The sequence below is a fragment of the Saccharibacillus deserti genome, assembly GCF_013618475.1.
Classification (GTDB): Bacteria; Bacillota; Bacilli; order Paenibacillales; family Paenibacillaceae; genus Saccharibacillus; species Saccharibacillus deserti.
Map to the genome: position 1 here is coordinate 1295766 of NZ_JABJVN010000001.1, position 14380 is coordinate 1310145.

Here is a 14380-nt window from a genome sequence, read left to right on the forward strand (position 1 = left end):
GCTTCCGGGCTTCCGGGCTTCCGGGCTTCCGGGCTTGATGTAGTTCCTCACTCTACCCGGCAGCATAGACTCCATTCGCCAACAAACCGATCCTTCAGGCCTTCGGCCATCAATACCGTTCGATAAACCTTCTGTACTTCACCCAGCTGGGTTATACTCGCAATCTCTTCCACGGCCGCTTCAAACTTGGAAGAGTCGTATACCAACTCCGCTTTTGCCCGCTCGCCGCGCCAGATGACGGAGCCCGGACCCATTTCGGGACGATTCAGGCTGATGAGGTGCTCCGTTACCCGGTTTCCGGGCCTCTGTGCTTCCATCCCGGCCTGTTCCGGTTGTTCGCCATCGGAAATAAATTCAAATACGTCGCGCACTTCCAGCTTGGCGGACGCCTCCCCTTCTCTGCAGGTCCATAGGAAGTGCCGGGTAAACAGTTCCAATTCCGTTTCGGGACCGTAGGCTCCCGTCAAATCGAGATCGAAATGGAGATGATCTCCGTCCCTGACGCTGCGCAAAACGTTCGCGGCATATTCTTCCCCCGCCTGCTGCCCGCAGCCGTTGATGACGGGCACGGAATGTCCTCGCGACGACGTATGAAGATAGCTATAGCGCCCGGCACCGAAGTAATCTTTAGTATACATGCCCGGTCCCAGGTCAGTCAGCAGCGTCTCTCCGCCGATATGGACAATAAAATGTCCCAGATCGTTGTGATTGTGCGGCTCGCCGTTGTGTCCTCCCTTGGCCGAAAAAGCGAACAGACCCGACGGTGTGTCGCGTTTGTCGATAATCCAACCGGCATCCGGGAAGTCGATCGTTCCCATCCGAAGCTCGCCCTCCGCGGAATCTTCGTCGGTCCACAACAGATTGCGAACCAGATGCGGCCAGCGGTAGCAGCGGTCGTCGTGAAAAAGCGGCGGGCGCGGCAGGGCCGGAACGGAAGCGCCGATACGGCTGCGCAGCCGGGTCAACATCCCGGGATGCAAAAGAAGAGACGGAGAGCAGTCCGAGTAATTGATACAGGTCATCGACGATAGCGCCGTGCTGCCCGCATAGTCGGCGATGCGCCGTATTTTGTCATCCTCGAGAAGATCGACTTCCCTGTCGGTATAGTCATACAACATTTCTGCCCAATATACGTAATAACCGAAGCCATAGGTCCAGTAACCGGCTCCTTCCAGGCAGCAGCCGTCTTCCCCATAGCCGGACAAAAAGCTCTCCATCGCGTCAGCGATGCGGGCCTGCATCCCGGCCAGGCGTTCACGGTCTTCCACCAGCAGCAGCGCCGCCATGCCGACCGCGCCGGCGCAGACGGCGGACCAGTTATGCTCCGCGGAGAACCAGAAGAACGGCTGCCCGCTGCCGAACGTCGGCTCAAAGACGCGCCGTTCGACTTCGAGCCGGACCCGCTGCGAGACCCACGGATGCAGCCGGTCGCCGACCAGCAGCAGCATTTCCGCCAGCGCGTGTCCGGTCTCCGCCGCGAACAAGTCGACGATGCGATCCGAAGGCAGCGAATCCCGCGCTCCCCTGTGCGAGTACGGCAGATGCGCGGGCACCGCCCAGCTGTATTCGCCGCAGATCTCCCAAATCGTCTGTTCGAGCGGTTCGAGATATTTGTCGTCTTCGTCGATCAACAGCGCCATCGCCAATGCCAACAGCCGCCCGCGGCGGTGGAAATAGGGACGTTCGTATTCGAATCGCGTGCCTGTCTCCCGAAACGTCTTGAAATCGGCGAAGTTCAGCGCCGGCAGCGGCTGACTTGCGCCGATCTCCGCTTCGGCACGGATTTCTTCAAGCAGTCGCTCCAAATATAAGGAAGAACGAAGCCCGGCCAATTTTTCCGGCGTAATGACGGCACCGGCCAGATGGTTTGGCCGCCGCTCCACTTTCAAAATCGCTTTCCTCAATTCATGGTATGCAACCATGATCCGCCTCCTCTTATGATGCCTGCCCCTTGATATATGGAGCCGCAAAGTGCCCCGTCCCGGAAAAACCCCGGCACTTGGGTCAAAATTCGCCTTCTCGTGCGGAACAACAGGCATGAAAGACGCACGTAAGGGAGACGGGCATCCCCGCTTGACTGCCCGTCTCCCCGCTGCTTTCGTCTTACTCGCTGACCATCTGCCGATAGGCTTCGTTGACGTCTTGTTCCACCTGTGAACCTCCGTTATCCATAAAGTTCCGCACGAACGTATCGAAACTATCGACCGGCTGTTCGCCGATGATGATCTTGGTATATGTTTCTTCCTGAAGTTTGAGAAGGTTTCCGGAGTACTGCGACAGACTGTCGACGGCTGGCGCGATAACCGGAGGGTAGCCTTTCGTTTTGACGGATTCTCCGAACTCATACAACTTGGAAAGCTCTTTTTTGCCGTATGCCGGGTTCTCCATAATGTTGAACACCTGGGCTCCGCGTTTGAAGCTGGCGTTCGCATCGCTCTCGTCCTTGATCTTCGTGATTGATCCATCCCCGTTTTTTTTCCAATCGAGGCCTTCTTCGCCCCGGAACACGGTCAAATAATAATCATAATCCGTAAAGCTCGTCTCGAGCATGCTCAAGAATAATTCCACCTTGCGCGGATCTTCGGCCGCTTTCGGCGAGATTCCGATCGGAACGCTGTTCACGCCCCACTGCGGTGCGCCCGATTGGCCGTCCGGTCCGACCGGCGGCACTCCGAAAGCGATCTCGCCGTCCGGCTGCGCTTTTTTGAAGTTTTGATATTGTTCGCCGCCCGCGTCTTCGCTGTCGAACAGCTCGTTGCGCCAATGGTAAAACATACCGTTGCCGGTCAAACCTATCCGGTTGTTATAGAAGGCATGGGAATCCGCCCAGTAACCGCCCGTATTTTCGCCCGTGATAAATTCGGGATCGATCAGTTCTTTCTCGTACCAGTCATGCAGTACGGCAAGCGCCTTTTTCATTTCCGGCTGCACGGCCGCAAATTCGATTTTGCCGTCTTTCATGACGTAGTTGGTGCCGTTAGCCGGCATTCCGAACGCGCCGAGCACGTAGGGAATCGCGTAATCGGACATGCCGTACGTATCTTTTTTCCCATTGCCGTCGGGATCTTCATTGCGGAACTTCGTCAGGGCGGTCTCGAATTCATCCAGCGTTTCGGGAATTTTATCGATGCCGACCTTGTCCAGCCAGTCCTTGCGCCAGATCGTCGACTGGGCGTAGTCCCCGTTAAGATTGATAGCGGGAAGCCCATAGATTTTGCCTTCGTACTTGACCGTGTTCCAGAGCGAAGCATCGTACTCGTCGATGACTTTCGCGTACGTCGGCGCATATTTTTGGATGTCCTCCTCGGGAATTTCCGCCAAAATGCCGTTGGCCACATACTTCGGAATTTGTTCCCGGATCTGAAGCACGTCGGGAATTTCGCCTGCCGCAAACTTCACGTTGACCTGGTCGTTCCACTGCTGCGCGTCCACGTACCAGACGTTGAATTTCGCGTTGAACTTGTCTTCCACCATTTTGAAAATGTTCGAATTCGGATCGGGCTGCGCGTATGAGTTGTAAGCGAGCCAATCCAGCTGTACCGGTTCCGACGAGTCGGCTCCTTCCGCCGGCTTCGAGGAATCCGGTTCTCCGCAAGCCGACAGCATTCCCGCCAGCAGCGCAATCGCCGCCAATCCCGAACCTGCTTTGCCCAAACGATTTCTTTTCATGACAATCCCTCCAACTGGCCGCATGCAGACGCCGGTAGTCCGATCGATCCCGGAGTAAGCGCATACATATCCGACCTAGATTATATCGGACATTGTCCGACCTGTGAACCCGGGCGTAGCAGGCTTCGCTTCGGGCCTATCAGCCTTTGGAAGCCGCCGCGGCTCCGGGGAATTACCCTTTGACGGAACCCAGCATGGTACCTTTGACGAAATATTTTTGCAGAAACGGATAGATGCAGATGATCGGCAGAATGGATACGACCAGCGTCGCCATCTTCATCGATTCGGTATTGACCGGCTTATCCATGCTGTCGGTTACGCCGGAGGAAGGGTCCAGCGTGCCGTCGATGACGATCCGCCGCAGGATCAGCTGAAGCACCTGCTTGTGTTCGTCCTGGATGTACAGCATGGAGTCGAACCAGGCGTTCCAGTGGCCGACGGCGCTGTACAGCGAGACGGTGGCGAGAATGGGCATCGACAGCGGCATGATGATCTTCCAGAGGATGTACAGTTCGCCGGCTCCGTCGATCTTGGCGGATTCTTCCAGGCTTTCCGGCAGCGCGGCGATAAAGTTGCGGACGATCAGGAGCAGGAACACACTGACCACTCCCGGCAGCACCAGCGCCCAGACCGAATTCATCAGCCCCAGGTTCTTGATCAGCATGTAGCTTGGAATCAGTCCGCCGGAGAAAAACATGGTGAATACGATCAGCGCGGTCCAAAACGGACGGTGCGGCAGGCTTTTTTTGGACAGAGGATACGCGCCCATAAAAGTCAGAATGACGGTCAGCGCCGTGCCGAGCACGGTCCGAATAATCGTATTGCCGTAAGCCGTCCAGATGATCGACTTGCGGAATACTTCCTGATAGCCGCTGAAGTCGAATTTCGTCGGGAACAGGTGGAATCCGTAGCTGTTGATGACCTCCACGGGGCTGACCGAGACGGTCAGCACCTGCATCATGGGCACGATAATCGAGACGCACAGCAGAACCAGGACCGTATAGGCAAAAGTGACATAAATACGGTCGGACCAGCTTCGATGCTTGATTTTCATAAGATTCATGCTCCTTTCTCAGAAGATGGCCTGGTCGCTGAAACGGCGCGCAATCGTGTTGGCGGTCAGCACCATAATCAGCGCGATCACGTTCTTGAACAATCCGACCGCGGCGGCGTAGCTGTAGTTCATCTTGGCGATTCCCTCGGTGTACGTATAGGTCGAGATCACGTCGCCGACGCTGAGCACATTCGTGTTAAGCAGATTGAAAATCTGATCAAAATCGTCGTTGATGATACTGCCCGAATTCAGAATAACCATGATTACGATCACAGGAGCGATCGACGGCAGCGTGATATACCAGACCTTCTTGAGCCGGCTGATCCCGTCCACCTCCGCCGCTTCGTACAGTTCGGGACTGATCCCCGCGATCGCGGCCAGATAGATAATCGCCGAGAAGCCGACCCCTTTCCAGATGTCCGTACTGACGAGAATCGTGCGGAACCAATCCGTGCTGGCGAGAAAATACACCGGCTGGAAGCCCAGCTCCATCAGCAGCACGTTCAGCGCGCCGCGGCTTGGAGACAAAATCTCGATCACGATGCCCGACAGCACGATCCAGGAAAGAAAATGCGGCAGGTAGCTGATCGTCTGCACGAATTTCTTGAATCTCGGCCGCATGACTTCATTGATCAGCAGAGCCAGAAGGATCGGAGCCGGGAAGCCGAACAGAATCTTGTAGGCGTTGATAATCAGCGTGTTCTTCAGCACCTGCATGAAATAGATTCCGTCGAACAATTCGCGAAAATGCTTCAATCCCACGAACTCGCTGCCCGAGATGCCTTTGAAGATCCGGAAATCCTGAAACGCCATCAGCACTCCGTAAATAGGCACGTAATGGAAGATCACGAAGTACGCCAGGACCGGCAGCAGCATGAAAAAATAATACCGGTGCTTGATGTAGCTTCGGAGCGTCCCGGAGCTTTTGCGCTCCAGGGTGCCGGGTAACGCGATTGATTTGCGCTGCATGGTTCACCTCCAGATTCGAATAGAATACGCAGCCGCCTGGGTCTTTCGTTCGGGTCGAACACCGATTTGAAAGCGTATTCAATTTCTGAGGCCAACTCTACCTTTCCGGTCGCGGCAGGGCAATGACTCATATTCGCCTTTATGGCGATTTTTTGACGAAAACGGTGCCCGGAAAAAATGGCGTTTTTTGCGGAAACGGCGATTTTTTAAGCTGAACGTCCTCATAAAAGAGCGCAGCCGCGCGCTTTAATCCACTACATTTCGCCGAGGCCATCGATAGAAGAACGCCAAAAAAAGACCGGCCTCCAAAGTGCGGAAACCGGTCTTTCGAAGCGGTACAGATGCCGAATTTCAACTTCTGCGGCGCCCGATATACAGGATATGCGGCGACAAGCCCAGAATATGACGGTCGTCCGAGACCCCGATCAGATGCGAGACGACTGCCGCAAACTCATCGTCGCCCTGTTCGCGCCAGTACGCCCACTGCTCGGGTGTCATCGTGCCGGCTACGCTGCTCGAAGCGACCATCTTGAGACTTTCAAAACCGCGGGCTTCCATAAACGGCTCGATCGTATCGACCTCGAAATAATAGGCGCCGGTGAATCGGCCTTCGTCGGCATGATCGAACGCTCCCGAAGCCATAAACCGGTTCAGTCCTTCCGCCGTATGGTTCGGTTTCCAGGCATCGGGTTGGGCCAGCGACTTGCGCAGAAACGAGGTGCGCGGCATAAAAGCGACGAAGACCAGGCCGCCGGGGCGCGTGACGCGATGCAGCTCACGCACGGCAAGGTCGCGGTCTTCTTCCTGCTGCAGATGATACAGCGGTCCGAGCATCAGCGAAGCATCGAAACTTCCTTCTTCGAGTCCGTTCAGATCCCGGGCATCCCGCGCATGGAACCCGTCGAACCGGTCGCTCACGCCTTCCTCGCGCGCTTTGAGTTCGGCCGTCTCTACCAATCTCGGCGTAAGATCGGTGAGCGTTAAGCGGAAGCCTTTCTTCGCGAGCGCCACGGCGTATTTCCCCGGTCCCGCTCCATTATCCAGCACGCGGGCCTGCTGCGGCAGATGCGCCAGAATATGATGCATATTCACTATGAATTCGATCGGTTCCCGGTCCAAGCGGCCCCATTCGTCAAAAGCGCTGTAATAGTCGATTAAGTTTTTCATGGAATCTCTCCGTTCAAAGATCATGGGGGTTGATTTGGATTGATGCTGGCTGTGCCTATTCACCTCCTAGACGTTGTCCACTCGCGATCTTTTTTTGATCTTCCCCCATAGGAATCCGATCGCGAATACCAGAAACATGATGCCATAAGCATAAATCGCGACAGGAGTACTTCGGATGACGCCTTTCTCGAATGCCATGTACACCCAAGCGCCCGACATCACGAACGATAACGCATAATATTGGCTCCATGCGGCAAGCGCCATATTCCGGTTCGCATCGTCGAGCAGCACGAACTGCCACAGGTAGAGCAGGAACGAGATCAGCCACAGGCTGTTCCCCCATACGAAATTCTTTACCGAACTGCCTTCCAAACGAGCGAAGCGCATGCCGATCCACAGCCAGAAAGCTCCGAATACGATCTGTCCGATACGCAGCGGGAAGATCCATAACAGAACGAACGACAACGCTCCGTAGAGCAGCGGGATCGATATCCATATCCATGCTTTCTTTTTTTCGCTCACCCTTATCTCCCTCCGATCTTGGTCTGATTGCACAACTTCTCTCTTTATAGACGCGCCAGCGGACAAATCGTTGGCTCCGGCAGCCAAAGCACGCAAAAAAACTCCTCCGATTTTCAACCGAAGGAGCTTCTGCGTCAGGCGTATTCAATACACAAACCGCCGCTGCGCCCAGAAGCTGAAGACGAAGATCGACACCTCGGTCAGAATCTTCGCGGCCAGAAGCGGGAGAATCAGCTGTTCCTTATAGAAATACAGCAGTCCGTAATTGAGCAGCAGCACAAGCGCCACAAGCGAGAAATATTTGGGCATCGACCTGCCGATCTTCGCCGTATGGGGGCCGCCGAAGACATATCTGCGGTTCATCGTATAGTTGAAGACCGAGCTGCACAGCCGGGCGGCGACGACCGAGAAGAACAGGTTATGCGACAGATACTGGAAGACGAACAGCAGCAGGAAGTCGATCAGCGCCGAGGCCGCCGACGAAGCGCCAAACGCCAGAATCGGCAGATAGATGCGCAGGGAGTCAATCAGCGGACGAAAGTGGGACGATTTGTTTGCTTCCAGATAGACCGTCTCGATAAAGACTTCCCGGATCATGCGGCCTTCCCGGCGTGCCCCCAGCAGCATATTCATCTCGTATTCGAAGCGGTCGCCGGGAATCTCGCACAGCCAATCCAGCAGCTCGTACGAAAAAGCGCGCAGCCCCGTCTGGGTGTCCTGGACTTTGCCGCCGGCTGCGATCGCAAACACGCCGCGGGTGACGCTGTTGCCAAAACGGCTGCGCAGCGGGACCTTTCCCGTAAATCTGCGGCTGCCGAGCACCAGACATGCCGACGACTCGCGCTTGATCGCTTCGGCGACTCGCTTGATATCTTGGGGCAGATGCTGCCCGTCGCTGTCGGCGCAGATCACGGCTTCCTGCAGGCCCCCTTCGCGGATATGCCGGAATCCCGTCTTGAGCGCGCAGCCTTTGCCCAGATTATGCGTATGCGTGAGCACCGTGCAGCCGTAGGCTTGAGCACTCTCGAAAATGCCCCGGTAAGCCGGGCCGCTGCCGTCGTCGACGATCACGATCGGACCGAGGCCGTATTCCTGCAGCTTGACGGTCAGGTTCAGCAGACGGACATCGGGTTCATAGGAAGGAATCAGGATCGTCATGATCTATTCCCCCTCGCCCACGTACAGAATGTCGCTGACGCCGCGTTCTTTGTTCTCGCCCTGCGGATTGTTGACGACCCGTCCCCTAAAATACATCGTCGAAGAACCGCCGCCATCGAGATTGTACGCTTCGGTCGCGCCGAGATTCTGCATAACGGCCGCAAGTTCGTCAAGCGTCATACCCCGGCTCTCGTCCGAACGCCCGTCAACCACCACGAATACATAATGATTGGCCGAGATCATCCCGATCGCCGTACGCGGATTGGCATCCTGGATCGAACGGTTGCCGAAGTTCTTGTCGATACTGACGCTGCCGAAGTCCCCGACGATTTCGCCGTTTTGGATCAGAATCGGACCAAACGACAGTGTATGGAGCACGCCGGATTCCAGCAGCTCGGATGACGAGACCGCGGTCTCGTCGTAAGTCTGCATCGTGCCGTCGCTCATCAGGGCTGCCGCATCGCGTACCGGCTCGTCGCGGTACAGCGTGCCGTTCCGGATAATGACGCCGTCATCCCGGAATCCGTAGTAGTCGCCGTTGATCGCCAGAATCGCGCCGGCATCCGCAGCGATATTCGAGGTCTTGTCGGTGATATTGGTTCCGAAGCTGTTGTTGGCCAAAGCCGACTTGAGGTCGGCGGCATTCTGAAGCACCACGTCCGCCACATAATACGTGATCTGATCCGAACCGGAGCCGGTAACGACCTGCTCGATCTGAATATCGATATCCTCGCTGCTGTAGCTCCAGTCGTCGGATACCGCGTTTGCTTCGACAGCCAATTGGGCTGTATCTTCGCTGCTTGAACTTGCGGCAGCCGTACTCAAGGAACGGTCGACAACGGCTACTTCGACGTGCGGAATCAGGTATCGGTTGGCCAGGCTGTATAAGACGGTTCCGAGCACAAGCACGATCACCATTACAATAATCGGCCACCTGCGCTTCTTGCGGGTAGATGGGGAAACGGGTTCGTCTGCTCTCATCATGGGAAGCTCACCTCTTCGTATTCTGTGATGAGTTCAGAATAAGAGAGCCGGCTTAAATGAATCTGAAATAGAAAAAAGGGAGTTCATTCAAAAAGCAGAGTTGATATATAATTCACAAGTCTTTATATTCTATAATTCCTTTTTTCTATTAAGAGCAATCAGTATGTCTATCTATTTACAAAAATAAAGACAATTCTGCAATTTCACTTCTCAAAAGATTGTTAATATTTTTTCTATTGTCTTCCAATTTCATAAATCGTTCTCTCTTACTGGAATCGGAAAAATAATATTCAAAATCAACCTTGCAATTTTTCTCTTCAAAATATTCTACGTTTACTGGATCTGTAATCGAAATTGCGTGCCCATCGTTATCTAAAATCACAGCCTTTACATTATATAGCTTAAACAAGTTTTTAAGTCCTTCATCATTCGATAAAAAAAACGGTAAAAAGTAGCGACCTTCTCCAATACGTGCCATAAAATATTCCATCACTCGTGGTGCTGTAAGATCCCAAGCAATATTTTCGATGATTGCTTGTAGATTTTCCATTTCCATATTTTTCTGTAGCTTTCTAAAGATATCCATTCCTTTTTCCTTGTCAAAAAACTTATGGGCAATGATCATTTCACGATCCAAATAGACGCCGACTACTTCATGCATATAAGCAAAGAGTTCAGTAGTCTTTTTTGCTGCGTTTCTTCCACTTCTAAAGTTAATTTTCAACATACCGATTAAAAATAACGTCATTTGTTTCTGTACAAATCGGAACTCATTATAAAACTCTCGCCCAATTTCACTACAAAAAATGCTTTTTACAAATTCGTCTGTTGTTTCTACCGCTTCATGTACAGTGATTCCATATTGTAGTTCCCCGGTGGTTTTAAAAATTTTGGAGTCGATACTTTTAAATAATTCCATGCTAATCATATTCTTATAGATATCAGAATGCTTGGCCTTAAATTCGTCTAAGTTAAAATGATCTGTAGAGAAACCTTTTGTATTTTCGATTAAATAAAAAAAATAATCATAATTTAAATTATGTTCTAATAATAGGCCCAGCTTCTTGAATGGAGGATAATCGAATGATCTCTCCTTTCGGTTCACAAATTGATGGATGTAGCTGGCATAATTCGTATCTAGCATAATGGAATAATCTAACGCAAATACAGCTTGTCCCGTAGAAGATTTGAACATATCGCTTGTTGTTTCAACATCCAGAAAATATAGCTGCTCCGACTGAAAATAAGGGATGATATCCAACTCACCACTATTCATCAACCTCGCTAAATCAGGGGGATACACTTTTTTGTTGTAATCTTCTAAACAAACAATTGCCTTAATATCTTTACTGTAAGGAGCTAAAAGCCAGGCTTTATACATTTCCGATACATTTTGAGCTTTAGCTAAGCCGTAGATCATGTCTCGCATCTCTAAGTCATGCAATTCCAATATATTCACTCTCCTAAAATCTAAGTAATCTTATACTCGATTTACCGATATAATTGCATTATTTTCTTTTCTCCTAAGTTACATAATTAGTTTCAGATGAAAAATTATTGTAAAATGATCCATCACCTTCTTACTTCATATACCTATATATCAAGCAAATTTTCAGAGCACTTTACTTTCTACGATGATTGATAATCGATACGTGTTCTGCCTCATCGCCCCATCTCTTTTTCGTAATAAACAAGTGTCATCCGCTCGTTCACCACTTTGTGCTCGCCAAAGCGTCGATAACCGAGCGATTCGTACAAGCGGCAGTTACCTTCTTCCTGCAAAACGGTGTCCAGCTCCCAACGCGGCGCGTCCGCATACATGGCTTCGATCCATTTAAAGGTTTCTCTGGCAATGCCGCGTCCCTGATATTCCGGCAGAACGAACACGGGACTAACCCGACAACGACTCTCGCTGCGTACAATGCGAATCGCTCCTACGGTCTTGGCATCTTTTTGAATCACATAGTAATCGGTGAAAGGTTGTTCGATTCGCCGGCGGACGTCTTTAACCGATTCCGACGCCGGGCTGGTGTTCGTATCGCGGTATTTTTCCAGCAGCGGCGCGAAGGCCCGTATTTGCATATCATGAATCGTATGCGCATCTTCAGGCCCGGCCAAACTTAATGTAATAGACATAGGGTCCCTCCTTTTTTATTGAGTCATGCCTGTATTCATTCGCGATCGGATTACCCTTCGACCAATTGGTACAAACGAATATCGCCTTCCGGCGTTTCCGCGATCAGAACGTCTCTCCGATCCTTCACCCTATATATAGGAGTTCCCGCTTTCAGGCGGTTGGCATCTCCGTTTTGGAACGAATCGCCGTCGCTGTTTTGTCGAAGCACCTCCGTAAGACGTTCGCTCCGCTTCAGCTCCAATTCGTCCACCCAAGACACGCCGGCTGTATAAATGACATCTTCGTATTGGAACACGCTGGCCTGCTCTTCAAGCTTCAGCCATTCGGCCGCGGTGGGGTTTTGGGTGACGGAGATCTGCTCGGTGCGAGACTGAGGCTCCGAAGCACAGGCGACTGGCAGGAACAAAGCAAGCGAAGCGGCGGCCGCCCGCGTGATCTGTCGAAATCCGAGTTTTTGGGTCATCTTCGTATCCACTCCTTTTGGCTTACCTTCTCGTTTATTGAACAAGGATCGATCGAAAAGCTTCGGTGTAGGACGACTTCTCGGTTTCTACGCGTGCAAGATGATCGTAAAAACTATACGAAAATTTGAAAACATGACCGAAATCCCAACCGCTTGCGCGGTAATCCTTGTTCCAAAATTCGCTGTCGATCGGCAGCCGTTCGCTGCGTTTCGCTTGCTCCAGCGGCAGTCGGTCGACAGGAGACACCAGCTTGATCGTGTCCATGGAAGACATACAGCGGCTGGCGCGCAGCGCTTTGGCCAACTTGAACAGCGGAACCGTTCCCCGATAGAAAAATTCCGGATGGCCGAGATCGTACAGAATATTCAATGCGTGCGAAAAAGTCAGTAAATGGCCAATCAGGTCATGATGGGCTTCCGCACGGTAAATGACAGGAAAAGCAGCCAACTCTTCCAGCACGAACCCCGATAAATCTTCGGGAGTACGAATAATCGGAAAGTGGTCCTGCGGATCGATCGTCAAACGTTTCACCTCGGACGCGGTACAGCCGATCCATGAACGTCCGGGGATCGTCTTTTCGAACGAATCGACCAGGTCGGCGATGCCCGCAATCTGCTCCCTGCTTCCCCAACCGTCCAGTTCGCGGATTGCCGATAGGCTCGCCGCACTGTAGATCACATTGTGGCCAACCCAGTGCAGACCGTCGATCGTCCGCTCCAATGCCGTTAACAGGATCGATTCGGCTTCAAGCGGATTCAGGATCGGGACGTCTGGATCCAGGCCGAACCCTCGATCTTTCTTCGATACGGAATAGGCCATTTCTTGCGCTTGAACCAAAACGCGCTGCCGTACATCCGGATCCAAGCGATTATTTTTGACGAAAAAATAACTGCCGATCGCCGCCGCGCCGAAATGAGCCTGCCAGATATCCTCCGTTTCTTTTTTGCAGCTTGAAAGGATGGACAGGCCGTTACTTAACAAAAACAATTCAGGTTTGATCTTCTCCGCCATGATCGGCCTCCTTGTCGTTAAGCAGATTGATTTTTCGAAGCCCTGCAAAAAGCAGAATAACTTTTTGATCGACCGCTGCATGTTTTTTTGAACTGCGGTACCGAATCAACCCGTACGTACCGCCCTGCATCAGTAAAATCTCTCATCCCAAACCCAACAAACGCTTTGCCTGATTCCTCACTTATTTCCACTCTTTTCTTAGCCGCCTTATTCCCCCCATTATATCCCCTCTTCTGTGGACGCACAAAAAACCGGCCTGAATGTTCGACTGAACATTCAGGCCGGACGGACTTGGGTCGCGTTACTCTTCGACGTACATACTCTGGTCCTGCAGCCGGATCAGCACTTTGCCGAATCGGCCTCCTTCATAAATTTGCACGCTGTCCGGCGGATAATTCGCCTGGATATGCGCTTCGACGATGCTTCGGCTTCGCTCATCCGCAGGCAGGTTGTGATGGCGCAGCCAAGTGAGGGTATGTTTGAGCGCTTCCTCCGGCGTATGCCGCGTCGTCTTGAGTTCACGGGTCACCAACGTCTCATACGCGTATCCGTTCAGACCGAGCAGATGCAGCAGATAACTCATCTCCGTTATTTTGGGCTGGAATGGTTCGCCGGTGATCAGCGGCACGACTTCGCTGACCAGGCTGCTCTCCGACGAGCTGTACGGCATGCTGATATAAGCGAACTTGCGGGCGCAGCTCAAGATCCGCTTCACGCTTTCCCAATCGTGTACGACCGGACACATCGAGACGAAGACCAGATCGAACGCTTCATTCCAGCCTTTTTCCCCGATATCGATCTGTTCGAATTCCCCCGAGACGATCTGCACCGGACTTTCCGTAAAACGGGCCGTGTTCCGCTTCAGCAGTTCGACCTGCGGCGGCGACGATTCGAATGCGGTCACGCGGGCGCCGCGCTCGGCAAAAGGTACCGTGAATACCCCCGATGCCGCGCCGATATCCAGTACCGATGCCCCTTCGAACGCTATGCCGCGGCTTGCCAGCCAGTTCACGATTCGTGCGCTGCGTCTGCGGCCTTCTTCGTTGAACGACTGCTCGTTGAACGTTTGCGCTTTGCTGTTGAATGCCGTAGCCGGATCGACTCCCGAACGTTTCATCCGGGCCGCCGCGCCGTCTCCGTATTCTTTCCATTCCTGTTCCCAGACTGCCGGATTAAAAAAAGGCTTCATTGTCGCTTCACCCTGACCTTTCGGATATCGGATAATATCTATTAGAGATATAATAT

Annotated in this window: 13 protein-coding genes; all 13 read right to left on the reverse strand. The window is 52.7% G+C overall.

The window, feature by feature from the left end; genetic code table 11:
• Nucleotides 1-47: 47 nt before the first annotated feature.
• Nucleotides 48-1922: a heparinase II/III domain-containing protein gene (locus HOP44_RS05800; RefSeq protein WP_172251319.1), complete on the reverse strand. Its 1875-nt coding sequence runs from the start codon at nt 1920-1922 to the stop codon at nt 48-50.
• A 181-nt stretch (nt 1923-2103) separates the two neighbouring features.
• Entirely contained in the window at nt 2104-3669 is a 1566-nt protein-coding gene (locus HOP44_RS05805) for a type 2 periplasmic-binding domain-containing protein (protein ID WP_246369584.1), read from the reverse strand.
• Nucleotides 3670-3841: 172 nt separating this feature from the next.
• Entirely contained in the window at nt 3842-4723 is an 882-nt protein-coding gene (locus HOP44_RS05810) for a carbohydrate ABC transporter permease (protein WP_172251323.1), read from the reverse strand.
• Between the two features lie 18 nt (nt 4724-4741).
• Nucleotides 4742-5692, reverse strand: coding sequence for an ABC transporter permease (locus HOP44_RS05815; RefSeq protein ID WP_172251325.1), 951 nt, complete (start codon nt 5690-5692; stop codon nt 4742-4744).
• Between the two features lie 351 nt (nt 5693-6043).
• On the reverse strand, nt 6044-6859 hold the full coding sequence (locus tag HOP44_RS05820; protein ID WP_172251327.1) for a class I SAM-dependent methyltransferase: 816 nt from the start codon (nt 6857-6859) through the stop codon (nt 6044-6046).
• Between the two features lie 66 nt (nt 6860-6925).
• A complete protein-coding gene (locus HOP44_RS05825) occupies nt 6926-7381 on the reverse strand; it encodes a hypothetical protein (protein ID WP_172251329.1) in 456 nt (151 codons plus the stop codon).
• Nucleotides 7382-7525: 144 nt separating this feature from the next.
• On the reverse strand, nt 7526-8539 hold the full coding sequence (locus HOP44_RS05830; RefSeq protein ID WP_172251331.1) for a bifunctional glycosyltransferase family 2/GtrA family protein: 1014 nt from the start codon (nt 8537-8539) through the stop codon (nt 7526-7528).
• 3 nt (nt 8540-8542) lie between these two features.
• Nucleotides 8543-9523, reverse strand: a complete 981-nt coding sequence (locus HOP44_RS05835; RefSeq protein WP_246369586.1) for a phosphodiester glycosidase family protein — start codon at nt 9521-9523, stop codon at nt 8543-8545.
• Nucleotides 9524-9698: 175 nt separating this feature from the next.
• Entirely contained in the window at nt 9699-10973 is a 1275-nt protein-coding gene (locus HOP44_RS05840) for a hypothetical protein (protein WP_172251333.1), read from the reverse strand.
• A 212-nt stretch (nt 10974-11185) separates the two neighbouring features.
• Nucleotides 11186-11659: a GNAT family N-acetyltransferase gene (locus tag HOP44_RS05845; protein WP_172251335.1), complete on the reverse strand. Its 474-nt coding sequence runs from the start codon at nt 11657-11659 to the stop codon at nt 11186-11188.
• Nucleotides 11660-11709: 50 nt separating this feature from the next.
• Nucleotides 11710-12123 carry a hypothetical protein gene (locus HOP44_RS05850; RefSeq protein WP_172251336.1) on the reverse strand — a complete coding sequence of 138 codons (414 nt, stop codon included), beginning with the start codon at nt 12121-12123 and terminating at the stop codon, nt 11710-11712.
• Nucleotides 12124-12157: 34 nt separating this feature from the next.
• Complete coding sequence (locus tag HOP44_RS05855; RefSeq protein ID WP_172251338.1) at nt 12158-13135, reverse strand: hypothetical protein; 978 nt, start codon at nt 13133-13135, stop codon at nt 12158-12160.
• Nucleotides 13136-13436: 301 nt separating this feature from the next.
• Entirely contained in the window at nt 13437-14324 is an 888-nt protein-coding gene (locus HOP44_RS05860) for a class I SAM-dependent methyltransferase (protein ID WP_172251340.1), read from the reverse strand.
• Between the last annotated feature and the right edge of the window lie 56 nt (nt 14325-14380).